Below are 23,437 nucleotides of genomic sequence, written 5' to 3' on the forward strand. Positions count from 1 at the left end.
ACCCTCCCCGACACGCGTCAGTGGCCCGCTGGGATGTTCCGTACGCCGATCCGGCGGCGGAACACCCAGTAGGTCCACGACTGGTAGATCAGCACCAGCGGCAGGAACAGCACCGCGACCCACGTCATGATCCTCAAGGTCTTGGCGGTGGCCGCGGCATTTGTCGTTGCCAGGCTGTTGGCCGGATTTACGGCCGGCAGCACGTTCGGATAGAGCACCGCGAAAAGCGTCACCGTGACGAGGCCGATGGCCACCGCGGACGCCGTGAACGCCCACCCCTCCCGCCCCACCGCGATCGCCGCCACCGCCAGCGCCCACACGACCACCGCGACGACCCCCAGCGCGATCGACACCGCCGACCCGCCATGGAACTGGCTCCACACCAGGAACCCGGCCACCAGCACCCCCGCCACGAAGCCCGCCTTCAGGGCCAGCGCCCCCGCCTTCTCCCGGATCTCCCCCACCGTCTTCAACGCCAGAAATATCGCCCCATGGGTGACAAATAGCGCCAAAGTAGTAAGGCCGCCGAGCAGCGCGTACGGGTTGAGCAGATCCCAGAAACTCCCCACATAATCGTGCCGCGCGTCCAGCTCCACCCCCCGCACGATGTTCCCGAACGCCACCCCCCACAACACCGCCGGCACGATCGACCCGGCGATGAGACACCAGTCCCACCCCCGCCGCCAGCGCACGCTGTCCCGCTTGGCCCGGTACTCGAACGCCACCCCGCGCACGATCAGCGTCAGCAGGATGACCAGCATCGGCAGGTAGAACCCACTGAACAGCGTCGCGTACCACTCCGGAAACGCCGCGAACATGGCGGCGCCCACCGTGATCAGCCACACCTCGTTGCCGTCCCACACCGGCCCGATCGTGTTGATCATCACCCGGCGTTCGGTGTCGCCGGAGGCCAGGACCGGCAGCAGCGCGCCCACCCCGAAGTCGAACCCCTCCAGGATGAAGTAGCCCATCCACAACACCGCGATCGCGGCGAACCAGACGTCGGTCAGGTCCATCTCAGCTCCGGGTCAGTACGCGAAGGCCAGCGGGCCGTCGTCCTCGGTGGCGGGTTGCTCGGGGGGCGGGTCCTGCCTGCCGTACTTCAGGAGGAGGCGGACCTCGATGACGGCGAGCGCGCCGTACAGGAGGGTGAAGGCGGCCAGGGAGGTCACGACGTGGCCGATGCCGTTGGGCGAGACGCCCGCGGCGGTCTTCATCTGGCCGAACACGATCCAGGGTTGGCGGCCCATCTCGGTGAAGATCCAGGCGAAACTGTTGGCCAGGAACGGCAGGACGACCGCCCAGATCGTCGCCGTCCATACCCATCTGTTCTCAGGCAGCCGACCCCGCCGGGTCAGCCAGAGCATCACCAGCGCGATCAGCACGGCCAGCATCCCGAACCCGATCATGAGCCGGAAGGCCCAGTAGGCCATCGGAATGTAGGGCACATAGTGGCCAGGTCCATAAATTTTCTGATATTGGGCCTGAATGTTGTTGATGCCCAGGACCTTGCCGTCAAAGCTGCCGGTGGCCAGGAACGACAGCAGGCCGGGGACACCGATCGAGAAGATCGGCTCGGAACCGTCCAGGGTGCCGATGGTGAAGAGCGAGAAGGGCGCGGGCTGGGCGGTCTCGTAGAGCGCCTCGGCGGCGGCCATCTTCATCGGCTGGGTCTGCACCATGACCTTGGCCAGGTTGTCGCCGGTGAACAGCATGCCCGTGCCCGTGATGACCGTCACGGCCATGGCCAGCCGCATCGGCATGCGGAACACCGCCACGTTGCGGCGGCGCCTGAGATGCCAGGCCGCGACGCAGGCCATCAGCACGCCGCCGGTCAGCCAGCTGGCCAGCAGCACGTGCGGGAAGGTGGCCAGCGCGACCTTGTTGCCGAACACCGCGCCGAAGTCGGTGAGCTCGGCCCGGGAACCGCGCACGGCGAACCCGACCGGCCACTGCATGAACGAGTTGGCCACCAGGATGGCGTACGCGGAGAGGGCCGAGCCGATCGCGACCAGCCAGATGCAGGCGGCGTGCACCAGCCGCGGCAGGCGATTCCACCCGAAGATCCACAGGCCGAGGAAGACGGACTCCAGGAAGAACGTGAGCAGCGCCTCGATCGCCAGCGGAGCCCCGAAGACATCCCCCACGAAACGCGAGTAGGAGCTCCAGTTCATCCCGAACTGGAACTCCTGCACGATGCCCGTGACCACGCCCATCGCGAAGTTGATCAGAAAGAGCGTGCCGAAGAACTTGGTCGCCCGGAGGTGCGCGGCGTTGCCCGTGCGCAGCCACACCGTCTGCAGGATCGCCACCAGGAACGCCAGGCCGATGGTGACGGGCACGAACAGGAAGTGGTAGACCGTGGTGATCCCAAACTGCCACCGCGCCAGATCCAAAGCGTCCACGAAATCACCGTACGTGACCGTCGATCACCTAACGTCAAGGCGCGCTCTATATCGGAGGTTACGTTGATCGTCGCTGCATATGCCCTGGTAGGCATCGTCGCCGCAATTCACGTCTACATCCTGATCCTGGAAATGTTCCTCTGGACCACCCCCCGCGGCCGCGCCGCCTTCGGCACCACCCCCGACTTCGCCACCCAGTCCCGCGCCCTCGCCGCCAACCAGGGCCTCTACAACGGCTTCCTCGCCGCGGGCCTCATCTGGGGCCTCCTCGGCCGCGACCCCGCCGTCCTCACCTTCTTCCTGGCCTGCGTCATCGTCGCCGGCCTGTACGGCGCCGCCACCGTCAGCCGCCGAATCCTGTACGTCCAGGCGGCCCCCGCCGCACTCGCCCTCGTCCTGGTCCTACTGAGCTGAGCTCCTGGCGAGCAACGACAGCACATCGGCATCCGTGAGCTGGTCGAACGAGATGTAGTGCTGGCCGACGGCCCGGAAGTGGGAGGGCACGGCCAGCACGACGAGTTCGTCGGCCTCGCCGGCCAATGCCTGCACGGTCTGCTTGGCGGCCACCGGAACAGCCAGCGTGACCGTGCCCGGACGCGCGTCGGCCGCGGGTCGGGTATCTCGCTTTCCGGATCGTGTGGTCGTCTGGTCCACGGCGGCCTGGGTGCGCATGATCGTGTGGACCGCGCGGAGGGCGGCCCTGGCGGTGCCGCCGGTGGCGAGGCCGTCGTCGACCACGATGACGTCATGTCCGGCCAGGGGCGGCAGGCCGCGGCCGCCCCGGTAGACCTCGACTCGGCGGGCGAGCTCATCCCGCTCCCGGGCGACGATCACCGCCAGATCCTCCGGCTCCAGCCCGACATGTCGCAGCATGGAGTGATCGAAGACCGGTTCACCGCCCTCGGCGATCGCGCCCAGGCCGAGCTCAGGCTGAACCGGGTGGCCGATCTTCCGGGTGACCAGCACGTCCACGGGCGCGTTCAGCCGCGCCCCGATCGGGACGGCCACCGGCACTCCGCCGCGCGGCAGCGCCAGGACAACCGGGTCGGGCAGCCTCAGGCCGACCATGGCCTCGGCGAGCAGTTCGCCCGCCTCCTCCCGGTCCACGAACGGAAGCGTTATTTCCATCCGAGCCACAACCCTTGACATACCCGACCCAATCACCCGACACGCGTAAAGGCCGTCGTATCCCGCAGCTCCCGGCGCCCGGGTCCGAGGGCGCCGGACTCGATCACGGACGGCTGCGGCCTCGTACGCTCTTGTGGATGATCTTCCATTTGCGGGTTTCCTCGGCCCGGAGGCGGGCGTCGCTGCGGCGGGCCATCCAGGCAGCCTCCCGCTGGAGCTTGAACCAGCTCTCCAGCCGGCGTTCCGGCAGGTCGCCGGAGTCCACGGCGGCCAGCACGGCGCAGGCCGGTTCCGAGGTGTGCGAGCAGTCGCCGAAACGGCAGCCTTCCGCCAGTTCCTCGATGTCGGAGAAGACCAGGTCGACGCCGTCGCTGATGTCGTACAGGCCGACCCGGCGGATGCCGGGGGTGTCGATGATCAAGCCGCCGGCGGGCAGCAGGATCATCTCGCGGTGCACGGTCGTGTGCCGTCCCCGGCCGTCCCCGGCCCGCACCTGCTGCGTCTCCATGACGCCGTCCCCGGCGAGGGCGTTGACGAGCGTCGACTTGCCCGCGCCGGACGGCCCGAGCACGACGGCGGTCTTCGCGCCGTCCAGGTAGGTACGGACCACGTCCACCCCGTCCCCGGTGAGCGAGGACACCGCGTGCACGTCCACGCCGGGCGCGACCCCGGCCACGTCGGCCAGCAGCTCGTCCAGGCCCTGATCGAACAGGTCGGCCTTGGTGATGAGCACCACCGGCGTGCCGCCGCTCTCCCAGGCCAGCGCGACCATGCGCTCGATCCGGCCCAGGTCGGCGAAGTCGCTCGCGTGCATGGACGGCTCGGTGACGAAGACGACGTCGACGTTGGCGGCCAGCACGTGCCCCTGCCCGTCGCCCGACAGGCCGCCCCGGGACACCCGTCCCACCCCGCCCCGGACGAACGCGCTCGACCGCGGCAGCACGTGATCGAGCTCGTACCGCCCTTCCGGCAGGTAGCGCAGCGCCACCCAGTCGCCCACGCAGGGCAACTCGACCGGATTCTCGGCGGAGGCCCGGCGGATCCGGGCGCCGTACTTGGCTTGGTGCTGGCCATCGGCGGCCAGGACTTCGGCCACACCGCGATCGACGCGGGCGACCCGGGCGGGCACCAGGCCCTCAGGAAGCTCGGCGGACTCCTGCCACCCGAGCTTTACAAGATCAAAAGAACCAGAGAATTCTGGCGAGAACAATGGAGGAAACCCTTCGGAAAACCCGGGCCCTCAACTCAGAGGCACACCCGGAGGCTGTTGGACGGCAGGCACGTCAGAAACACCCGCATGTCCTCACCTCCCATTCCTCCACGACCACCCTCGACCGGACGGCCAACGCGAAACACCCTACTGAAAACCTCAACCCGCCAGCAAACAAATTACCCACGACACGCGAACGAGCGCGTCACCGCGCGCACGGGCAACCTGGCCGAACCGCATCGCGGGCGATCCGAGAAGCCCGAGCGTCGGGAGATGGTCCGGCGAGTGGCCAGGGCGGCGCAGGCGAGGCTGATGCGCAGTGCCACCAGCACGCAACCGGCCGAGGTCACGAGTGCCGATCGTGGTCCCTGGCCGCCGCGGCACGCGCACGCGGGCGACGTCAAGGTGAGGATCGTCGAGGTCCGGGCACGCGCGCACGGGCGACCTGGATCGGATTGAGCTCATAGGCCGCCCAGCGGCGCACCAAAACGGATTGAACTCACGAATCGCCCAACGGCGAACACGATCGAGGGTCCGCGAACCACATCTGGAACACGGACCCTCAAAGTTCACGAGCGCCGGAGACCCGGCCACCCTTGGCGCCGGTACGGCGAGAACCAACGCGGACGTAAACGGCGCCGGATAACGGCGAGCAACCGGGAACTCAGCTGAGACCGGGGGCCGGGAAGTGCGAGGTGAGCTCGCGGACCTCGCCGTGGACTCGGGTGATGACGTGCTTGGCCTCGTCCTCGTCCTTCGCCAGAGCGGAGACGACCTGGTCCATCCAGGCGCCGATCTGCCGCATCTCGGCCACGCCCATGCCCCGGCTGGTCACCCCGGCGGTGCCGATCCGGATGCCCGACGGGTCGAACGGCTTGCGCGTGTCGAACGGAACCGTGTTGTAGTTGGTCTCCAGACCGGCCTTGTCCAGGGCCTGGGCGGCCGGCTTGCCGCCGATGCCCTTGGGCGTCAGGTCCATCAGGATCAGGTGGTTGTCGGTGCCACCCGAGACCAGGTCGAAGCCCCGGCTGATCAGCTCCTCCGCCAGGGCCTTCGCGTTCAGCACGACCTGGCGCGCGTAGTCGCGGAAGTCCTCGGTGGCGGCCTCGTGCAGCGCCACCGCGATGGCGGCGGTCGTGTGGTTGTGCGGCCCGCCCTGCAGGCCGGGGAAAACGGCCTTGTTGAGCGCGGTGGCGTGCTCGTCGGAGGTGGCCATCAGCATCGCGCCGCGGGGGCCGCGCAACGTCTTGTGGGTGGTCGTGGAGATCACATCTGCGTGCCCGACCGGCGAGGGATGCGCCCCACCCGCGACCAGGCCGGCGATGTGCGCGATGTCGGCCGCCAGGACCGCTCCGACCTCCTGGGCGATCTCGGCGAACGCCGGGAAGTCGATCGTGCGCGGAATCGCCGTGCCGCCGCAGAAGATCAGCTTGGGGCGTTCCCTGAGGGCGATCTCGCGGACCTCGTCCAGGTCGATCCGGCCGGTGTCCTTACGCACGCCGTACCGCACGGGGTTGAACCATTTGCCGGTGGCGGAGACCGACCAGCCGTGGGTGAGGTGGCCGCCGAACGGCAGGCCCATGCCCATCACCGTGTCGCCGGGCTGCAGGAAGGCCAGATAGATGGCCAGGTTGGCGGGCGAGCCCGAATAGGGCTGGACGTTGGCGTGGTTGACCCCGAACACGGCCTTGGCGCGCTCGATGGCCAAGGCCTCGATCTGGTCGATGACCTGCTGGCCCTCGTAGTAGCGCTTGCCCGGGTAACCCTCGGAGTACTTGTTGGTCAGCACGGTCCCGGTCGCCGCGAGGACGGCCTTGGACACGTAGTTCTCCGAGGCGATCAGCTTGACCGTGTCGGCCTGCCGCCGCTCCTCCGCCTTGATCAGCTCGGCGATCTCCGGATCGACGACGTGCAGCGAGTTCTCAGCCATGGCGCCTTCCTTGTCCACGTTGACAGCCGCGGTGACCCAGGCGCACGGCCTCCGCAGGTTCGCTCCCCGGTGGTGCCCCACCTAGCGACGCGCCCGCAGGGCGACGTCAGCGCCAGTCGCGACCCTGCCACCTTATCGGAGCCGTCCGCGGCGACGGGAGTTACTCCACCCGGCGGCCGGTTCCGGCCAGCGGCCACAACCGGTCAACCTCGGCGTTAAGGGTGGCCCCGATGAGCACGGCCAGCGCGGTGATGTACAGCCACAGCAGCACCGCGATCGGCGCGGCCAGCGACCCGTAGATGGACAGCGGCTGGAACCAGGCGGCCAGCACCTCGCGCAGCACGGCGGCGCACAGGATCCAGATGAGCAGCGCCAGGACCGCCCCCGGGACCTCCCGCCACCAGCGCGTCCGCCTCGGCACGCTGACGTGGTAGAGCATGGTCAGCATCAGCACCGAGCCGACGATCACGACCGGCCAGTAGAGCACCCCGACCAGCCCCTCGTAGCCGGGCAGCGCGTTGGCCAGCAGCGTCGGCCCGATCACCAGGATCGGCATCACCACCAGGCCGATCAGCAGGGCCGCCAGGTAGAGGCCGAACGACATCAGCCGGGTCCTGATGATCCCCCGGGTCTCCCCAAGTCCGTACGCGATGGAGATCAGGTCCACATACACGAACAGCGCGCGGGACCCCGACCACAACGAGAGCAGGAACCCCACCGAGATCAGCGACACCTCGCCCCCGTCGAGCACGTCGCTGAGCAGCGGCTCGACCACGCTCTTCATCGCGTCCGGGCTGAACAGCAGGTCGGCGTTCTGGATCACCGACTGCCGGATGGCGACGATCGTCGCCTCGCCCAGCATGCCGCTCAGATGCCCCAGCACGCCCAGCAGCCCGAGCGCGAACGGCGGCAGCGACAGCAGCGCGAAGAAGGCCGCCTCGCCCGCGAGGCCGGTGACGCGGTAGTTGACGCCCGCCATCGTGGTCGCCTTGACCAGCGACCAGAATCCGCTTCCGGCCAGGCGTTCCATCCCGGCCCGGGCACGCGCCATGCCGAGGCGTGACTTGTGACCCGCAGAGCGGGGCCTACGCGACGGAGCGTCCGTGGACGTCATGGCACCCAACCGTATTCGTGGAATCCTGGGTTCAACCACGGACTACCCGCCGCGGCGGCGAATAGTACGGATCTTTAACAGCCCAGGATACGGTCCCTGACCCAGTGCGGGCATCAACGCTCCCCGAACTTCCGGTCGGTGGGCACCACCTCGCGCCCCAGCGGCATCAACGAGATCGGGATCATCTTCAGATTCGCCCACCCGAACGGGATCCCGATGATCGACACGAAAAGCGGGACGCTCGTGATGATGTGCCCGATCGCCAGCCACCACCCCGCGAAGATCAGCCAGATCACGTTCCCGACGAGCGACGGCGCCCCCGCTCCGGGCTTCGCCACGGTGGTACGCCCGAAGGGCCACAAGACGTATCCAGCGATCCTGAAGGCCGCGATGCCAAAGGGAATGGTCACGATCAGCACGCAGCACACGATTCCCGCGACCACATACCCGAGCGCCATCCAGATCCCACAGAACACCAGCCAGATCACGTTCAGCACGAACCCGAGAACCTTCACGCTCCGACCCTCCCACACCGGCAGGTGAAACCCCATGGGCCGGGCAGGATCCGACACATGATCTGCGAAGCCTGCAAGAACCGGCATCACGACGAGTGCCGGGGCGGTTCCTGGTGCGACTGCCAGCACCAGACAAAACCCCAGAAGCCCAGCGGCTCCGGGCAGCACGAGGAACACGAGCCCGAGCCACCCGTGAACTGGCTGAGGCAGGGCTGACCCGCTTTACATGTGACCATTTGGTCAGACATATTCGCGGTGTGGCGGACCCACCCCCGGCGACCGATAGATGATCAGAGTCCACACTCTGGACCCGAACTTGGACATCTGTGGTACGCGGGGTATCGTTGGGGCATGCCAGCGGATCCGATGCTCGTCGTGCGACGTCACGTCGATCTTCTGCGTGTCCGTAGCGCTATCTGTACTGACGCCCGTTGACCGTCGCCCCTTTCTCTTAATTGTGGGCGCGTGAACAGGCGTCTTTTTGTGTGCCCCCGCACTCGACGGCGAGGCGGGAGGAAAGCCTGCTCACGTGCCGCCCAGTGCCCCAGCTCCTCGGAAAAGGACCAGCCATGAGCACCCCGGCCCGCCCAGGCAACCGGCACCACAAGCGCCCGCGTGGCGAAGGCCAGTGGGCCCTCGGCTACCGGGAGCCGCTGAACAAGAACGAGGAGAACAAGAAGAACGACGACGGCCTCAACGTCCGTCAGCGGATCATCGACATCTACTCCAAGCGCGGCTTCGACTCGATCGACCCCGCCGACCTGCGCGGCCGGATGCGGTGGTACGGGCTGTACACGCAGCGTAAGCCCGGTATCGACGGCGGCAAGACCGCGATCCTGGAGCCGGAGGAGCTGGACGACCGCTACTTCATGCTCCGCATCCGCATCGACGGCGGCCAGCTCAGCCTCCGCCAGCTCCGGGTGATCGCCGACATCTCCAACGAGTTCGGCCGGGGCACCGCCGACATCACCGACCGCCAGAACGTGCAGCTGCACTGGGTCGAGGTGGAGTCGGTCCCGGAGATCTGGCGCCGCCTCGACGAGGTCGGCCTGTCCACCACCGAAGCCTGCGGCGACACCCCCCGCGTGATCCTCGGCTGCCCGCTGGCCGGTGTGGACGTGGACGAGGTCATCGACGGCACCGCCCAGATCGCCGAGATCTACGAGAAGTTCATCGGCGACAAGGCGTTCTCCAACCTGCCGCGCAAGTTCAAGTCGGCGGTCAGCGGCTGCCCCGCGCACTGCACCGTGCACGAGATCAACGACGTGGCCTTCGTCGGTGTCGTCAACGAGGCGGGCGAGCCCGGCTTCGACGCGTGGGTGGGCGGCGGCCTGTCCACCAACCCGATGATCGGCAAGCGTCTCGGCGTGTTCGTCCGCCCCGACCAGGTCGCCGACGTGTACGGCGGCGTGGTCGGCATCTTCCGCGACTACGGCTACCGCCGCCTGCGCCACCGCGCCCGGATCAAGTTCCTGATGAACGACTGGGGCCCCGAACGTTTCCGCGACGTGCTCCAGAAGGACTACCTCGGCTACGAGCTCCCCGACGGCCCCGCGCCCGAGCAGCCCAGAGGCGGCCGCCGCGACCACGTCGGCGTGCACCCCCAGCGGGACGGCAACTTCTACGTCGGCTTCGCCCCCAAGGTCGGCCGCGTGGACGGCGACACCCTGCACCGCGTCGCCGACATCGCCGAACGGCACGGCTCCGACCGGGTCCGCACCACGGTCGAGCAGAAGATGGTCATCCTCGACATCGCCCCCGACCAGGTCGACTCGATCGTGGCCGAGCTGGAGGCCGCCGACCTGCACGTCAACCCGTCCACGTTCCGCCGCCAGACGATGGCCTGCACCGGCATCGAGTACTGCAAGCTCGCGATCGTCGAGACCAAGGCGACCGCGACCACGCTCATCCACGAGCTGGAGAACCGGCTCCCCGACTTCAAGGACCCGCTGACGATCAACGTCAACGGGTGCCCCAACTCCTGTGCCCGCATCCAGGTCGCCGACATCGGCCTGAAGGGCCAGCTCGTCGTCAACGACCGCGGCGAGCAGGTCGAGGGCTTCCAGATCCACCTGGGCGGCTCGCTCGGCGCCACGCCCGGCTTCGGGCGCAAGGTGCGCGGCCTGAAGGCCACCGCCGAGGAGCTTCCCGACTACGTGGAGCGCGTGGTCAGCAACTTCAGCAAGCAGAAGAACGACGGCGAGACCTTCGCCAACTGGGTCCAGCGGGCCGACGAGAGCGACCTCAAGTGAGCGAGCGCGCCGTCCCGTTCTACTGCCCCTACTGCGGCGACGAGGACCTGGAACCCTACGTCTCCGACGAGGAGCCGTACGGCTGGTACTGCCGGGCCTGCGCCCGCGCCTTCCGGGTGAAATTTCTTGGCATAGGCGTGCGGTTCTAACCTCCCACGACGTGATGAGGAGTAATGAGATGACATTGGTGGACATTGAAGTCGGCTTGGAGCGTCAGCGCGGCGTTCTCGACCTGCAGAGCATCGTCGAGTCCGCCGCCGAGTTCCTGGAGGACGCCCCCGCGCGCGAGATCATCCGCTGGGCCGCGGCCACGTTCGGCGACCGCCTCTGTCTGACCTCCTCGATGAGCGACGCCCTGCTGATCGACCTGGTCAGCCGGGTCAAGCCGGGCGTCGACGTGCTTTTCATCGACACGGGCTACCATTTCGCCGAGACCATCGGCACCCGGGACGCGGTCGAGGCCGTCTACCCGGTCAACGTGATCAACGTGACGCCGTCCCGGACGGTCGCCGAGCAGGATCGTGACCTGGGCCCCCGCCTGCATGGCCGCAATCCCGACCTTTGCTGCTTTCTCCGCAAGGTCGAGCCGTTGAACCGGGCGCTGGAGCCGTACCTGGCGTGGGTGTCCGGCATTCGCCGGGACGAGTCCCCGACCCGCGCGAACACCCGCGTGGTCGAATGGGACGCGAAGCGGCAGATGGTGAAGGTCAACCCGATCGCGCGCTGGACCCAGGACGAGGTCGACAACTACATCGCCGACAACGGCGTCCTGATCAACCCGCTGCACTACGACAACTACCCGTCCATCGGCTGCGCCCCCTGCACCCGTCAGGTCGCCCCCGGCGAGGACCCGCGCGCCGGCCGCTGGGCGGGCCTGGGAAAGATCGAATGCGGCATTCACCTGTAGTCCCGCTGGTGGCGGTGGCACACGGGTCCCGCGACCCGCGCGCCGCCGCCGTAGTGGCCACCCTCCTCGATCAGGTACGGCTCGCGCGCCCCGACCTCGACATCCGCACCGCCTATCTGGACCACGCCCCACCCACCCTCGCCAAAGCCCTGGCCACCCTGGACACGGCGGTAGTCCTGCCATTGCTGCTCACGGCGGCGTACCACACCCGCGTCGACATCCCCGCCGCCCTCCGCGAGGCCACCGCCCGCCGCCCGCGCCTGACCGTGCATCTGGGCGACGCCCTCGGCCCGCATCCGCTGCTGACCGCGGCTCTCGAACGCCGCCTGTCCGAGGCCGGAATCCCCCTGGGCGACCCTGACACCGCCGTCGTCCTCGTCTCGGCCGGATCCAGCGACGCTCGCGCCAACGCGACAATCACCCGCCTGGCCACCGAGTGGTCACGCTCCCGCCCCTGGTGGTCGGTCACCCCCGCCTTCGCCTCGGCCACCACCCCCACCCCCGCCACCGAGGTAACCCGCCTCCTCCACACCGGCGCCCCCCGCGTGGTCGTGGCCCCCTACCTCCTGGCCCCCGGCCATTTCGCCGACAAGGTAACCAGGGAAACCCTCTCCGCAGGCGCCCACACAGTGTCCGGCGTCCTCGGCGCCGCCCCCGAACTCACCACCTTGATCCTCACCCGCTACACCGAGGCCCTCCACCGCCGAATCCACATCGCCTCCGCGTAGAACAAGGGCTGAGTGGATTACCAGCGGGAGGGGTCTGGAGGTGGGGTGTAGGGCGGTGGGGGTGGTGGTTGGGGTGGGGAGGGGGGTGGGGGTGTGCCGCGGTGGAGTTGGCGCCAGGCGGCGTGGGCGTCGCGGAGGGCGCCGTGGGCGGGGTTGCCGAGTGCGTCGTCGGCCTGGCGGCGGCGGTCCAGCCACCATTCGCTCCAGGCGGCCCAGGTGCGTTTGATGGGCTCGGCCCGGGAGTCTCCGATGATCTTGATGTCGCCCATGATGGCGTAGCCGCGGACGCGGACGACGGGGACGTTCTGGCCGGGAGGCGCTTCGACGACCTTGACCTTCTTGTCGCCCATGATGGACATGCCGCTGAGCTCGACGTCCACCCCGTCCGGGACGATGATCTTGATGTCGCCCATCACGCTGGTGGCGACGATGTCGACCTCGTTGGTTCTGACCTCGGCCTCGCGCAGATCGAGCACGACGTCGCCCATCACGCAGACGACCCCGATCTCCTGGTCGATCCGCCACTTGCCACGCCGCTTGGTGTCGCCCATGACGGCCACGAACCACTTCCTGGCCTTGCCCTTCGACCTGGACACGGCGGGAAAGGCGGGAGCGGGCCGGTCCATGCCGGCGGGGAGGTCCGCGGTGATCTGCGCCAGTTCGGCGTGCGTCTGGGCGAGATAGGCCGCCTCGGTGCGTTCGGTCAGCTCGGCGAGCGTCAGCCGCCCCTCCACCGACGCGTCCCGCAGCCGCTCGACAACGGCTTCGCGCTCCGCGTCCGACGCGCGCATTCCGCCTGGCTCGTTCATACCCTCGAATCTAGCCTCCCAGTGCCCCCGTCTCGATCCTCCGCAGGGACGATTCCGGCGTCACCCCGCCCGTGGCCTGAGGAGGTTCGCGACTGTGTGACGATGGAATGGTGACAGGCAGTGAGCTGATGGCCGCGGTGGCGGAGGACGACCTGGAACGGGCGCGTGAGTTCCTCCGTCCGGGCATGGACCTGAACCCGGCCCGCGGCACGACCCCGCTCTACGAAGCGGCCGTGCACGGCAACGGCGAGATGATCCGCCTGCTGCTGGAATATGGCGCGGATCCCGACCTGCCCAGTCACGGCGAGGACGAGGGCCTCCCGCTGTGCGCCGCCGCCTGCTGGGACCACGACGAAGCCGTCCGCGCCCTGCTGGACGGCGGCGCGAACCCGGACGCGGCCGAAGGCGGCGGCTGGACGGCGCTGCTCTGGGCCGCGAGTCTCGGCCACCTGGCCACCGTCGACGTCCTGCTGGACGGCGGCGCGACCCCCGACGCGGGCTGTCCGCACACCCCCCTCACCGCCGCCGCCCGATTCGGTGCGTACGGCATCGTCTGGTCCCTCCTCGAACACGGCGCCGACCCCGCCAAACCAGACGAAAGCGGAGCCAGAGCCCTGGAAATCGCCCTAGAGCTATCAGAAACCGACATCGAGGCCCTACTGACCTCCCAGATCGACACGGGCCCCACTTCCAGCGAGATCCGGAACGAATCCAGCAAGATCGGTGTCAGTGAAGGTGCTCCGGCTGAGCGCGTGCAGCGTGAGGGCGCTCAAGGTGAGGGCGATCAAGGTGAGCACATTCACGGTGAGCGCGCTCGGGGCGAGGGCGATTCGCGCGGCGTGATCCTGGTGGTCAGCCGGTCGCACGCTGCCGATGGGACCGAGTTGGTGGAGGTGGAGGCGGGCGGGACACGGCTGGCCATGCAGCGAGGGCATGCCGCGGTGGCCACGATTCTGGAGGATGCGCTGGGCATCCGGACCCCGGTCGCCGAGTTGGTCGCGCGGGCTTTGCCGTACCGGGATCGGGACGCGGATGGGGAGACGTGGTGGGCGGCCGTGCATTCGGTGCAGAACCGGCACGATGATGAGACCTTCCGGGCCGCGGCCGAGTTGTGTGCCTCCTCTGACCCGATGACCAGGGAATTCGGGGTCAATGTGCTGTCGCAGTTCGGCTTCACCGCCGACTCGCGGCCCTATCTGGAGCGGACGCTGCCGGCCCTGCAACGGCTGGCCGAGCGTGAAGCCGATCCCCGGGTGCTGGACTCGGTGCTGAGCGCGCTGGGACAGCAGGGCGACCCTCGCGCGCTCCCCGAGGTCCTGGCCATCATCGGCGGACCTGGGCGCGAGCAGTCCTTCCGCGACCCGATCGCCCTGTGTGCGGTCCTGCCGCCCGGCCACGCCGAGGGCCTGTCCACCCTCATCGCGCTCTCCCAGCACCCCTCCCCCGAGGTCCGCGACTATGCCACCAACGGCCTCGCCAACCTGAACCGCGACGACTTCGACGACCCCCGTATCCTCGAAGCCCTCTCCGCCCGCCTCAGCGACCCCGACCTGAGCACCACCGCCGAGGCCGCCGCGGCGCTGGCCGCCCGCCACGACGGTCGCGCCATCAACGCCATCCACCGCATCCTCTGCGAAACCGATCCCGACGACCCCAACGACGACTACACCCGCGACCTGGCCCTGGAAGCCGCCGCCCACCTCAACCTCGACTTCTCCGACCTGACCCACTAGGAGCATCACGCGGTGAGCAGGGAGCTCCAGTGGGATTCGAGGGCGGCGAAGGTATCGTCGTCGAGGTCGTAGGTGGTGAGGACGAGCATTGAGTTGTCGCCGCTGCCCCGGCCGGCGACCAGGAGGCCGTCGCCCCATTCGGTGACGGTTACGCCGATCTGGTTGGGTGAGCGGTACCAGATCTGGCCGGTCAGGCCATTCGCCGCGTACGGGGTGCCCGGCGGGAGGTCGGCGATGGCGGTGAGGCCGGCCAGGTCGAAGATGTCGGCGGAAGCCGTACCAGAGGTGAAGATGGTGCGGCGGTCGGCGGAGGGGTGGCGTTCGAGGGCGAACTTGAGCTGGTGGATGAAGGTGGTCCAGCCCTCGTTGATGTCGTCGTAGTAGGCGTCCCAGTCGGGGTTTCCGCCTTTGGGGGCGCGGGTCAGCCGGAGGCGGGTCGTGTCGCCGAGGTCGGTGAGCTCGAAGCGGTCGTTGCCCAGGTCCAGCCAACGCTCCTCGGCCGATTCGACCGCGTTCTCCTGGTAGATGACCTCGATCTCCTTGTCGAGGCCGTCGAAATGCCAGCCGTGCCAGCGCCGGATCTCCTCCGGCTCGCGCAGCGCCCGCCACACGGCGTCCACCGGCGCGGCGATGGTGACTTCTACGATGAATCCTTCTTCGCTCATTTCTGATCCTCAGGTCGGGACGGATGCGGCGCCGGATGACCCCCGGCAACCAACCGGTACGGACGCCCGCCGGCGTGGTCGAAACGGGCGACCACTTGAGCCATGGCCGCGGCGAGCTGGTCGGTGAACTCGTGCACGTCGCCCGGTTCGGCGAACCGGACCTCGGCTTCCAGGGTGAAGGTGAGCAACCGGACGCCCTGCCGTTCGGCGTTGGCGTTCATCCGGGCCACGTCCCGGACGGTTCCGGCGGCCACCTCGACGAGATGCTCGGCGGCGTGCCGGTCGGCGATCGCGGTGAACGTGTCCTGGATGAGCATGCCCGGGTCGACCAGGAGGGCGCTGGCGGCGACCTGCATGATCCGCTCCACGCAGCCGCGCCGGGAACGCTCCTCGACGAGCTCGATCAGCCCCGCCCGCTCCAGCATCCGGAAGTGATATCCGACCCGCTGGCGCGGCATGCCCAGCTCAGCGGCCACCTGGGCGGCGGACGCGGGTTCACGCAGCCGATCAAGGATCTGGCGGCGCGGCGGCGACAACGCCAACCGCACCCGCTCCGGCTCATCCATGAGCACCATCTCGGCCATGCGGGCATCGAAGCATTAGACAAATAATTCTGTCAATTGCCGCGATGCCCCAGCGACGTCCGGGCTGGAAAGATCAGGGGCCGGACAGAGCGGGGGCGGCCGTGAGGAGGTCGGCGGCGAGGGCGGCGTCGCCGTCGATGTCCCAGGTGAAGTCGTCGCCGCGCCCGCCAAGCAGGAAGCAGAACTCAACGGCGTCACAAGTGAGGGCGACATCGGTGGATTCGCCCTGGTACGGCTCCGCCACGTGGGACACATCCAGCGGAATGTGCCAGTCGCCGCCACCGGAGCCGGTGAGCGTCAGCCGTACCGACCGGGACGTGGCGTCGAAGCCGGACAGCAGCATGGTCCACGGGACGAGGCGGGCGCAGAAGTCGGCCGCCGGGTGGATGTGTTCGGCGACGGGGTGCGGGAGCCGTACCCCGTTGAAGGTGGCGGCGTCGGCGGTGTGGATCCAGGTTTCGAGCATGCGGGCCAGCAGGTGGTCGCGGATCGCGAAAGGCGCGCCGTTGGTGTCCACGACCTGGTCGGGATCCACCTCAGCTAGCCGGGCGCAGACCACGTCGGCCTGCTCGCGCCAGAATTGGCGGGTTTCCACGGGTGTGCGGTCACGCCCGAAGTCCTGGAGTTCCCGGGTCCTGGCCAGGGCCTCGTTGACGGCGATCGGCGGGCCGAGCACCGGCGCGCCGATGGCGGCGGCGAGCAGACCGTCCTTGGCCGCCAGGTGGGCGACCAGTTCCTGGAGCGTCCAGCCTTCGACGATGACCTGGTCCCAGTGTTCGGCCGAGGCCAGGAGCGCGTCCATCGCGGCGACCCGTCCCGCGTACGGCGCGGCCCAGCCGGGAGCCGCGGGTGCGGGGCGGCGGCGGGAGGCCGCCGCGGCCAGGAGCCGAGCCCGGGACGTGGGCAGCTCTTCGGCCGTCTCGGCCAGAGTGTCCAGATAGAGACGTTCGAGGCTCATCGCCACCCCCTCATGGTTGCTCCCCTCCCAGGGATTCGGCGAGTTTTCGCAGGCCAAGCCGGATACGTGACTTCGCGGTGCCCTCCGGTATGCCGAGTTCATCGGCCACTTGACGATAAGTCCTGCCCCGGTAGTACGCGAGTTCGATCACCTCGCGTAACGCGCCGGGCAGTGTGGTGACCGCGTGCCGCACCCGGATCGCCTCGTCGGCGGCGAGCACGGTATCCTCCAGCTCGTCCGGCCGCTCGTACACGCGCGGCCCGAGCACGCTGACCTTCCGCCGTTCCTCGCTCCTCACATGATCGACCGCGCGCCGATGCGCGATCGTCGCCAGCCAGGCCCGAAGCGAACCCCGTTCGGGATCGTACGCCAGCGGACGTTCCCAGAAGGTGACGAAAACCTCCTGAGCGATGTCCTCGGCGACGACCCGATCGCGGGTGACCCGCACGGCCAGACCGAAAATAAGAGCGGCGAAGCGGTCGTAGAGCTCGCCGAGAGCCGTCTCGTCTCCACCCACGACGCGCTGGTGGAGCAGACGGTCGTCGACAACCGGTGCCTCCACTGGCACCTCCCCTGCTGAGCATCGGTTCGTCCGCGCGACCCGAGCATCGCACTATTCGCGTGAGATGTTGAGATGGATGAAGAGATTACCCGTTTAGGAGGATCAAGTGTCTCATGATGTGATCAATCAGCCCCCGCCGATGATCGGACACGACGTTTCGGCCGATCCTCAACTGCTGGCGGCGCTCGACCGTGAGGGCGCCGGCTGGGCGGGCGGGGAGCTCCGGCAGCTCGGCATCCTCGCGGGCACGGCACGGGCGCAGGAGTGGGGGCGGCTGGCCAACGAGTACCCGCCGGTATTGCGGACGCATGACCGGTATGGGCATCGCATCGATGAGGTGGAATTCCATCCGGCCTGGCACGAATTGATGGCAGTCGCCGTCGAGAACGGGCTGCACGCGACGCCGTGGACGTCGGCCCGGCCCGGGGCGCATGTGGCGCGGGCGGCCAAGTTCTATGTGTGGTCCCAGGTGGAGGCCGGGCATGGGTGCCCGATTTCTATGACGTACGCGTCGGTCGCGGCGTTGCGTCACGCGCCCGCGCTGGCGTCCGAGTGGGAGCCACTGCTGGCTTCGCGGGCGTACGACTTCGGGTTGCGTCCGGCGGCCGAGAAGCGGGGCGTGCTGGCCGGAATGGCGATGACGGAGAAGCAGGGCGGCTCCGACGTACGCGCCGGGACCACCGTGGCCGAACCCCTCGGCGACGGAACCTTCGCCTTGACCGGCCACAAATGGTTCAACTCCGCCCCCATGTGCGACGCGTTCCTGGTCCTCGCGCAAGCTCCTGGTGGGTTGTCCTGCTTCCTGCTCCCCCGCGTACTGCCCGACGGTTCCTTGAACGCGATGCGCCTGATGCGTTTGAAGGACAAACTGGGCAACCGCTCCAACGCCTCCGCCGAAGTCGAGTACTCCCGCGCGATCGCCCACCTCGTCGGCGAAGAAGGCCGCGGCGTACGGACGATCATCGAAATGGTCAACATGACCCGCCTGGACTGCGTGATCGGCTCCGCCGCCGGCATGCGCCTCGGCGTCACCCGCGCCGTCCACCACACCCGCCACCGCCACGCCTTCGGCCGCGCCCTGATCGACCAGCCCCTCATGCGCAACGTCCTGGCCGACCTCATCCTCGAATCCGAGGCCGCCACCATCCTGATGATGCGCCTCGCCGGCGCCACCGACCGCGCCGTCACCGGCTCCGCCCCCGAAGGCCTCTTCCGCCGTACGGCTCTGGCCGCCGCCAAATACTGGATCTGCAAACGCGCCCCCGCCCACGCGGCAGAAGCCCTGGAATGCCTGGGCGGCAACGGCTACGTCGAAGAATCCGGCATGCCCCGCCTGTTCCGCGAATCCCCACTCAACGGCATCTGGGAAGGCTCCGGCAACGTCGCCGCCCTCGACCTCATGCGCGTCCTCACCCGCCAACCCGAAGCCGTCGAAGCCTTCTTCACCGAAGTCTCCCTAGCCGACGACCCCCGCATCGCCACCACCCTCACCGACCTCCAAAAAACCCTCACCACCCACACCGAATCCAACGCCCGCCACATCGCCCAGCAAATGGCCCTCCTCCTCCAAGCCTCCCTACTGGTACGCCACGCCCCCGAACCCCTCGCCGACGCCTTCTGCACCTCCCGCCTATCCGGAAACCACGGCGGAACCTACGGAACCCTGCAGAACGCAGACCTGGACGCAATTATCGACCTTGGGCGCCGCGATCAGCAGGCGGCGACGCCGTGCTGACAGCGGTCAAGGCCAGAGTTCTCTGTCGTTCTCGCTAGTGCACAGAACGCAAGCGGTGTCCAACCATGGGTGCCCGGATCGACGGGAGAAGGCTCTGTGTTCAAAAAGACGAAACGGCAGCGCCCTAAAGGGATCAAACCCGGCTCGCAGCTTTCCGATGCACTTCGGGGGCTTCAACAGAACACCACGACGACCACCCAGCCCGGCGACGACGCCGACACCCCGGGGGACGTCGGCCTGAACCCCACGATCACCACTACGCTGACCAGCAAGTCCGAAGACGACTCCGCGGAGCGCAGTGATCAGGAAGACGGCAACGCCCTTCCCTTCCGGCCACGGGCGCAGAACCGGAACGCGACCAACTGGGCGCAGGCGCCCTTGTCGGTGAAGAAGACCGCCGACCATGAGTTCATCGCCAACGAGTACTACACGTTCTACGACGCCACGACGGGTACCCACAGCGATGCGTACCTGGAGCGGAAGACCGATCTCTACAGCTCCATGAGCAAATTCGACGGCGAGTATCTCAAGAAGCCGATCCACGTGCTGGAGCTCGCGAAGTACTGCATCTCCGGCCTCGAGAGGAACCTGTACACCCTAGAGGCCCAGAACTGGGACGACGACTACGACTCCGCGTTGAAAGGGGCCGACTACTTCCACTTCCGCAACAAGAATGTGCGCTCCGCTCCCTACAACGGGATCGCCCGGCGGATCGTGCTCAACACCAAGTCCCAGCAGCTCAGCATGAAGATGGTCGACGCCCTGATCCCACTGCTTGAGCAGGGCAGCGACGTCAGGGACTTCATTCTGAACTTCAAGGCCTTCCTGGGAGACACACCGCTGGAGGAGATCCCCAAGGCCGACAAGATCGTCATCTATTACAACCCCGACGGCTCCGATCCCCGCAACGACCGCGTGGGCAACCGCATCATCAACGTCATCATCGGCACCATCTCGCGGGGTGATATCGACCCCAGGCTGGCGCCCTTCTACGAGACGATCGTCGATGGACTGGGGTGGGCCGACGAGCAGGGTGGCGCGAGCTTCACCACGATCCGGCAGATGGTGATGGAACAAGTCGTCAAGGAGAACCCATTCGTCACGGACGAGGAGGAGTTCTACACGCTGGTCATGCAGAAGTTCGCCCAGATGGCCATCGATCCCAGCAACACCCACCAGGTGGCCCAGAAGAACCCGATGCCCGGCCCAAAGATCACCTAGGAGCGCGCCCGCTGGAGCCCGTGAGGAGATGTGTACCCGCCGCGGCTCAAGGGCCGTCGAGAAGGCCGTTCTCCTCGGCCCACAGCTTGAAGCCGCCAGGTCGGAACGGCAGATGATACTTGCTGAACAGCAGGTCGTCGGCCAGTTCGGCGACGAGCGGGACAGTCAGCAGGCCGTCTCTGATGGACCAGCACAGCAGCCGCAGTGTGGGGCAGTAGTCGATGTTGAAGGAGGCTGCAGCCTTCCTCGCCGCACCGTCGTCCACGACGGCCGTGGCCCTCATCGTTCTCGCCAAGGCGAGCACCCCCGCCTCACCGATGTTCTTGTCGCCGACGACCAGCAGTTCCGAGAAGTCGGCGAACGCCTCCCTCTCGGCCTGAGATCAGAGCTCGCGGTGTTCGATCCAGTCTGCGGTGAGGGCGGCACCGATGCGCGAATCCTTGGCCTCGCCCTCCATCAGTTCCGCCACGACGACGTCCGGGATGACGGCACGGCGCTTACCGACCACAGCCTTGAGCACGCCTAACCAGTTGTTGGTGGCGAAGGCGCTCAGTGGGCCTGTGTCGAAGACGAACGTCTCGCTCGCAACCTCCATTACGACACGAACTCCCAGATCGCATTCTCTGGCAGTTCCGGCACCGACGGAAGCTCGTCCTCGGTCCACGTGTCGAACAGCAGGTCGACGGCACGGGCGGCAGAGACGTCAGAGCCGCGGTACAGGGAAAGGACTGACTTGACGTACGGCTTGGGCAGGCAGGGCGGTTCAAGTTCGCGCTTAACCACCAGGCCGAGTTCGACGATGTCGGCTCTGCCGGTGCGCACCGACCGGACGAAATTGGCATTGGAGGAAGAGACCAGGCCGATCTCGTGCATAACGGCAATGGCAGGCGGCCTCGGCCCTCGGGACTGGTAAGAGCCAGATCGTGCGCTAAACCCGCTCCCTCATCCGCCCATTCTCGCCGTAGTCTCCGCTCATGCCGATCCGGTACGCCCTCCCGCCCGACGCGGACGTCATGGCCGAGATCACCTGTGCCGCGTTCGCCGAGTTCGAGGACTTCGACGTCACCCGCGAGCAATCCGCCGCCAACTGGCGCCGGAATCTCCTCGGAGAGGCGGCAGAACGGCCTCGGCCGCATCACACCAGGATCGCCGAACTGCCGGACGGGACGGTCATCGGTCTGGTCATGGGCGGCCCGGCGGATCCGGAACTCGGCCTTGACGCCGAGATCTACGCCCTCGCGGTCCGTCCCGGTCATCAGGGCCAGGGCCACGGCCGCGCCCTGCTGCGGGCGGCGGCGGCCGATCTGTGTGCCGACGGGTTCGGCTCGCTGGCGATCAGGGTACTGGCCGTCAACGAACGAGCCCGCCGCTTCTACACCTCCCTGGGCGGAGTCCTCGCGGGCGAGGTGCCACCCTACGAGGTCTTCTACGCCTGGCCGGAAATCGCGGCGCTCCTCTGACCGTGGGCCTAAGGGTCTCAGGTTCGCCAGGCTTCGATGACATCCTGCGGTCGCCATAGGACATCGATAGATCGGTGGTCGACGTCCGGGTTGAGGCCGTTCAGCGAGGAGACGACCAGGCCGGTGGCCAGTGGGTCGTACCCCGGGATCTGGGTGGCGGCGCGGCGCAGTATGTCGAGGTCATGACCGTCGAAAGGGGTGTTCAGCCACTTGATCGAGCCGGCGAAGAAGATTCGGCCCGCGACCGGTGCGCTGTCCGCGCCGACGAGGTCGATCTCGGGGTCGAACTGGCGATTCCACCAGCCGCCGACGGCCGCCACCTCTGGCCACGGCAGGTCCCCTGCCAGCCCGGCGAATTCCAGCGATTCCCTGATCAACGGCTCGACCGCACGGCCGCGCCACGCCGTCCAGCGCCGTTCGACCACCCGGAATGCCGCCTCGTAACGTCCACGGCGGGCCTGTTCGTGCGTCATCCGCAGTATGCCCAGGTAGAGGCGGAGACTGCTGTCAGCCACCCGATAGAGCGCGGGCTTGCTCGGGCGGGTCGACAACGGTTCATCGAGGGCCAGGATCTGCTTCTCCACGGCCAGCTGTCGTAGCAGGGGCGACAACGTGCCCGAAGGCAGCGCGCCCTCGCGACTGCCCGCGGTGGCGGCGATGTTGGCGTGCGTACGGTCACCGGCCCCGATCGCCTCCATGACTCGCCGGGAGGCGTTCGGGTTGGGGAACTCCGCCATCAAAGCCGCCTCAGGCACGCTGAACACGGCGGCGGCGGGGTCGGCGGCCTCCTGCTTCAGGAAATCCATCGCGGGCATGCCATGCGGCCAGGTTCGCACGATGCCGGGCAATCCACCGGAGACCAGAACCGCGTCGATGGCGTCCGGTGCCGCGAGCCCCAGCGCGTCGCCGGTGTCGGCCGGGTTCAACGCCCCCAGGACCAGGTTGTCGGCACGCCCGTAGAAGGGCCGGTCATAGGCGGTCAACCGCTCCATCATGTGCAGATCACTGCCAAGCAGGAGAAGCAGCACCGGCCTCGACGAGAACAGCCGGTCCCAAGCCGTCTGCAATGCCCCATCGAAGAGACTGTCCTGCTCGGAAAGCCAGGGCAGCTCATCTAGCACGATCACACACGGTGTCGGCGGCACCACCGAGGCCAGCGCGCGAAACGCGTCAGGCCAGCTTCCCCCTCCAAGCGCGGGCACCAGTGCCGGATCCGTCGGCAGGGATGACTCCCTCAAATCCGCCAGGAACGACGCGACCGCTTCGACGGGCGAGGCTCCCTTCGTCGCGGTCGAGAAGACGTATGGAACCCCCGCCCGATCACAGAACTCCTGCACCAGCCGGGATTTCCCGACCTGACGTCGCCCCCGCACCGCCACGGCGACGCCCGCACCCGAAGCCTCCACCCGCTGAAGCCTCTTTCCCAGCAGCGACAACTCTGTCTTCCTGCCAATGAAGCCCGCCATCCACGCCCACCTTGGTAGATTGAATCTACGTAGATTCAATCTACCAAGTGCCCAG

Annotated in this window: 25 protein-coding genes and 1 riboswitch; of the genes, 9 read left to right on the top strand and 16 right to left on the bottom strand. The window is 68.0% G+C overall.

Going from position 1 to position 23,437, the window contains the following annotated elements:
• Positions 1 to 17: 17 nt before the first annotated feature.
• Both cydB and ABGB08_RS21175 read right to left on the bottom strand, forming a co-directional pair.
• Complete coding sequence (gene cydB / locus ABGB08_RS21170) at positions 18 to 1,016, bottom strand: cytochrome d ubiquinol oxidase subunit II (protein WP_347592809.1); 999 nt, start codon at positions 1,014 to 1,016, stop codon at positions 18 to 20.
• A gap of 12 nt (positions 1,017 to 1,028) precedes the next feature.
• Positions 1,029 to 2,405 carry a cytochrome ubiquinol oxidase subunit I gene (locus tag ABGB08_RS21175; protein WP_347592811.1) on the bottom strand — a complete coding sequence of 459 codons (1,377 nt, stop codon included), beginning with the start codon at positions 2,403 to 2,405 and terminating at the stop codon, positions 1,029 to 1,031.
• Positions 2,406 to 2,468: 63 nt separating this feature from the next.
• Between ABGB08_RS21175 and ABGB08_RS21180 the strand changes: the two genes are divergently transcribed.
• The gene (locus ABGB08_RS21180; protein WP_347592813.1) at positions 2,469 to 2,819 is read left to right on the top strand and encodes a DUF1304 domain-containing protein; all 351 of its coding nucleotides are present in this window, start codon (positions 2,469 to 2,471) and stop codon (positions 2,817 to 2,819) included.
• On the opposite strand, the gene ABGB08_RS21185 is transcribed toward ABGB08_RS21180, so the two are convergent.
• The 5 genes from ABGB08_RS21185 to ABGB08_RS21205 form a co-directional block, all read right to left on the bottom strand.
• The gene (locus ABGB08_RS21185; RefSeq protein ID WP_347592815.1) at positions 2,808 to 3,533 is read right to left on the bottom strand and encodes a phosphoribosyltransferase family protein; all 726 of its coding nucleotides are present in this window, start codon (positions 3,531 to 3,533) and stop codon (positions 2,808 to 2,810) included. The genes ABGB08_RS21180 and ABGB08_RS21185 overlap by 12 nt on opposite strands.
• Positions 3,534 to 3,636: 103 nt before the next feature.
• Complete coding sequence (gene rsgA, locus ABGB08_RS21190; RefSeq protein ID WP_347592818.1) at positions 3,637 to 4,662, bottom strand: ribosome small subunit-dependent GTPase A; 1,026 nt, start codon at positions 4,660 to 4,662, stop codon at positions 3,637 to 3,639.
• Positions 4,663 to 5,407: 745 nt separating this feature from the next.
• Entirely contained in the window at positions 5,408 to 6,673 is a 1,266-nt protein-coding gene (glyA, locus tag ABGB08_RS21195) for a serine hydroxymethyltransferase (RefSeq protein WP_347592820.1), read from the bottom strand.
• Between the two features lie 27 nt (positions 6,674 to 6,700).
• Positions 6,701 to 6,803, bottom strand: a riboswitch (ZMP/ZTP riboswitch).
• A gap of 30 nt (positions 6,804 to 6,833) precedes the next feature.
• Positions 6,834 to 7,724: a YihY/virulence factor BrkB family protein gene (locus tag ABGB08_RS21200; RefSeq protein ID WP_347592822.1), complete on the bottom strand. Its 891-nt coding sequence runs from the start codon at positions 7,722 to 7,724 to the stop codon at positions 6,834 to 6,836.
• A gap of 176 nt (positions 7,725 to 7,900) precedes the next feature.
• On the bottom strand, positions 7,901 to 8,302 hold the full coding sequence (locus ABGB08_RS21205) for a YccF domain-containing protein (protein ID WP_347592824.1): 402 nt from the start codon (positions 8,300 to 8,302) through the stop codon (positions 7,901 to 7,903).
• 569 nt (positions 8,303 to 8,871) lie between these two features.
• On the opposite strand from ABGB08_RS21205, the gene ABGB08_RS21210 reads away from it, so the two are divergent.
• The 4 genes from ABGB08_RS21210 to ABGB08_RS21225 are packed head-to-tail and all read left to right on the top strand — an operon-like array spanning position 8,872 to position 12,189.
• Positions 8,872 to 10,554 (top strand): nitrite/sulfite reductase, encoded by a 1,683-nt coding sequence (locus ABGB08_RS21210; protein WP_347592826.1) that lies wholly within the window; start codon positions 8,872 to 8,874, stop codon positions 10,552 to 10,554.
• A complete protein-coding gene (locus ABGB08_RS21215; protein ID WP_347592828.1) occupies positions 10,551 to 10,703 on the top strand; it encodes an Insertion element protein in 153 nt (50 codons plus the stop codon). Before ABGB08_RS21210 ends, ABGB08_RS21215 begins: the two co-directional genes overlap by 4 nt.
• Positions 10,704 to 10,732: 29 nt before the next feature.
• A complete protein-coding gene (locus ABGB08_RS21220; protein ID WP_155352079.1) occupies positions 10,733 to 11,461 on the top strand; it encodes a phosphoadenylyl-sulfate reductase in 729 nt (242 codons plus the stop codon).
• Positions 11,443 to 12,189, top strand: coding sequence for a sirohydrochlorin chelatase (locus ABGB08_RS21225; RefSeq protein ID WP_347592830.1), 747 nt, complete (start codon positions 11,443 to 11,445; stop codon positions 12,187 to 12,189). Before ABGB08_RS21220 ends, ABGB08_RS21225 begins: the two co-directional genes overlap by 19 nt.
• Before the next feature lie 17 nt (positions 12,190 to 12,206).
• Here ABGB08_RS21225 and ABGB08_RS21230 read toward each other — a convergent pair whose 3' ends face one another.
• A complete protein-coding gene (locus ABGB08_RS21230) occupies positions 12,207 to 12,998 on the bottom strand; it encodes a DUF1707 domain-containing protein (RefSeq protein WP_347592832.1) in 792 nt (263 codons plus the stop codon).
• A 107-nt stretch (positions 12,999 to 13,105) separates the two neighbouring features.
• On the opposite strand from ABGB08_RS21230, the gene ABGB08_RS21235 reads away from it, so the two are divergent.
• A complete protein-coding gene (locus ABGB08_RS21235; protein WP_347592834.1) occupies positions 13,106 to 14,731 on the top strand; it encodes an ankyrin repeat domain-containing protein in 1,626 nt (541 codons plus the stop codon).
• A gap of 5 nt (positions 14,732 to 14,736) precedes the next feature.
• Here ABGB08_RS21235 and ABGB08_RS21240 read toward each other — a convergent pair whose 3' ends face one another.
• From ABGB08_RS21240 to ABGB08_RS21255, 4 genes are all read right to left on the bottom strand, one after another.
• On the bottom strand, positions 14,737 to 15,396 hold the full coding sequence (locus ABGB08_RS21240) for an SRPBCC domain-containing protein (RefSeq protein WP_347592836.1): 660 nt from the start codon (positions 15,394 to 15,396) through the stop codon (positions 14,737 to 14,739).
• Positions 15,393 to 15,980 carry a helix-turn-helix domain-containing protein gene (locus ABGB08_RS21245; protein ID WP_347592838.1) on the bottom strand — a complete coding sequence of 196 codons (588 nt, stop codon included), beginning with the start codon at positions 15,978 to 15,980 and terminating at the stop codon, positions 15,393 to 15,395. Before ABGB08_RS21245 ends, ABGB08_RS21240 begins: the two co-directional genes overlap by 4 nt.
• A gap of 73 nt (positions 15,981 to 16,053) precedes the next feature.
• A complete protein-coding gene (locus ABGB08_RS21250; RefSeq protein ID WP_347592840.1) occupies positions 16,054 to 16,938 on the bottom strand; it encodes a maleylpyruvate isomerase N-terminal domain-containing protein in 885 nt (294 codons plus the stop codon).
• Between the two features lie 10 nt (positions 16,939 to 16,948).
• Entirely contained in the window at positions 16,949 to 17,500 is a 552-nt protein-coding gene (locus ABGB08_RS21255; protein WP_218038726.1) for a sigma-70 family RNA polymerase sigma factor, read from the bottom strand.
• Between the two features lie 106 nt (positions 17,501 to 17,606).
• On the opposite strand from ABGB08_RS21255, the gene ABGB08_RS21260 reads away from it, so the two are divergent.
• Positions 17,607 to 19,235 carry an isovaleryl-CoA dehydrogenase gene (locus ABGB08_RS21260; RefSeq protein WP_347592842.1) on the top strand — a complete coding sequence of 543 codons (1,629 nt, stop codon included), beginning with the start codon at positions 17,607 to 17,609 and terminating at the stop codon, positions 19,233 to 19,235.
• A gap of 96 nt (positions 19,236 to 19,331) precedes the next feature.
• Entirely contained in the window at positions 19,332 to 20,456 is a 1,125-nt protein-coding gene (locus ABGB08_RS21265) for a hypothetical protein (protein WP_347592844.1), read from the top strand.
• A gap of 46 nt (positions 20,457 to 20,502) precedes the next feature.
• On the opposite strand, the gene ABGB08_RS21270 is transcribed toward ABGB08_RS21265, so the two are convergent.
• From ABGB08_RS21270 to ABGB08_RS21280, 3 genes are all read right to left on the bottom strand, one after another.
• Positions 20,503 to 20,739 (bottom strand): hypothetical protein, encoded by a 237-nt coding sequence (locus ABGB08_RS21270; RefSeq protein ID WP_347592846.1) that lies wholly within the window; start codon positions 20,737 to 20,739, stop codon positions 20,503 to 20,505.
• A 99-nt stretch (positions 20,740 to 20,838) separates the two neighbouring features.
• Positions 20,839 to 21,051 (bottom strand): hypothetical protein, encoded by a 213-nt coding sequence (locus ABGB08_RS21275; RefSeq protein WP_347592848.1) that lies wholly within the window; start codon positions 21,049 to 21,051, stop codon positions 20,839 to 20,841.
• Complete coding sequence (locus tag ABGB08_RS21280) at positions 21,051 to 21,329, bottom strand: hypothetical protein (RefSeq protein ID WP_347592850.1); 279 nt, start codon at positions 21,327 to 21,329, stop codon at positions 21,051 to 21,053. Before ABGB08_RS21280 ends, ABGB08_RS21275 begins: the two co-directional genes overlap by 1 nt.
• A 101-nt stretch (positions 21,330 to 21,430) precedes the next feature.
• Between ABGB08_RS21280 and ABGB08_RS21285 the strand changes: the two genes are divergently transcribed.
• Entirely contained in the window at positions 21,431 to 21,916 is a 486-nt protein-coding gene (locus tag ABGB08_RS21285; RefSeq protein WP_347592852.1) for a GNAT family N-acetyltransferase, read from the top strand.
• A gap of 17 nt (positions 21,917 to 21,933) precedes the next feature.
• On the opposite strand, the gene ABGB08_RS21290 is transcribed toward ABGB08_RS21285, so the two are convergent.
• Entirely contained in the window at positions 21,934 to 23,382 is a 1,449-nt protein-coding gene (locus ABGB08_RS21290) for an AAA family ATPase (RefSeq protein ID WP_347592854.1), read from the bottom strand.
• Positions 23,383 to 23,437: the final 55 nt, after the last annotated feature.

The organism is Acrocarpospora sp. B8E8 (genome assembly GCF_039871605.1).
Lineage (GTDB): Bacteria > Actinomycetota > Actinomycetes > Streptosporangiales > Streptosporangiaceae > Acrocarpospora > Acrocarpospora macrocephala.

Bases quoted from the DNA above. Each gene is read 5' to 3' on its own strand.
- cydB (WP_347592809.1), bottom strand. From the start codon at position 1,016: ATGGACCTGACCGACGTCTGGTTCGCCGCGATCGCGGTGTTGTGGATG.
- ABGB08_RS21185 (WP_347592815.1), bottom strand. From the start codon at position 3,533: ATGGAAATAACGCTTCCGTTCGTGGACCGGGAGGAGGCGGGCGAACTG.
- glyA (WP_347592820.1), bottom strand. From the start codon at position 6,673: ATGGCTGAGAACTCGCTGCACGTCGTCGATCCGGAGATCGCCGAGCTG.
- ABGB08_RS21200 (WP_347592822.1), bottom strand. From the start codon at position 7,724: ATGGCGCGTGCCCGGGCCGGGATGGAACGCCTGGCCGGAAGCGGATTC.
- ABGB08_RS21210 (WP_347592826.1), top strand. From the start codon at position 8,872: ATGAGCACCCCGGCCCGCCCAGGCAACCGGCACCACAAGCGCCCGCGT.
- ABGB08_RS21220 (WP_155352079.1), top strand. From the start codon at position 10,733: ATGACATTGGTGGACATTGAAGTCGGCTTGGAGCGTCAGCGCGGCGTT.
- ABGB08_RS21225 (WP_347592830.1), top strand. From the start codon at position 11,443: ATGCGGCATTCACCTGTAGTCCCGCTGGTGGCGGTGGCACACGGGTCC.
- ABGB08_RS21230 (WP_347592832.1), bottom strand. From the start codon at position 12,998: ATGAACGAGCCAGGCGGAATGCGCGCGTCGGACGCGGAGCGCGAAGCC.
- ABGB08_RS21235 (WP_347592834.1), top strand. From the start codon at position 13,106: ATGGTGACAGGCAGTGAGCTGATGGCCGCGGTGGCGGAGGACGACCTG.
- ABGB08_RS21240 (WP_347592836.1), bottom strand. From the start codon at position 15,396: ATGAGCGAAGAAGGATTCATCGTAGAAGTCACCATCGCCGCGCCGGTG.
- ABGB08_RS21245 (WP_347592838.1), bottom strand. From the start codon at position 15,980: ATGGCCGAGATGGTGCTCATGGATGAGCCGGAGCGGGTGCGGTTGGCG.
- ABGB08_RS21250 (WP_347592840.1), bottom strand. From the start codon at position 16,938: ATGAGCCTCGAACGTCTCTATCTGGACACTCTGGCCGAGACGGCCGAA.
- ABGB08_RS21270 (WP_347592846.1), bottom strand. From the start codon at position 20,739: ATGAGGGCCACGGCCGTCGTGGACGACGGTGCGGCGAGGAAGGCTGCA.
- ABGB08_RS21275 (WP_347592848.1), bottom strand. From the start codon at position 21,051: ATGGAGGTTGCGAGCGAGACGTTCGTCTTCGACACAGGCCCACTGAGC.
- ABGB08_RS21280 (WP_347592850.1), bottom strand. From the start codon at position 21,329: ATGCACGAGATCGGCCTGGTCTCTTCCTCCAATGCCAATTTCGTCCGG.
- ABGB08_RS21285 (WP_347592852.1), top strand. From the start codon at position 21,431: ATGCCGATCCGGTACGCCCTCCCGCCCGACGCGGACGTCATGGCCGAG.
- ABGB08_RS21290 (WP_347592854.1), bottom strand. From the start codon at position 23,382: ATGGCGGGCTTCATTGGCAGGAAGACAGAGTTGTCGCTGCTGGGAAAG.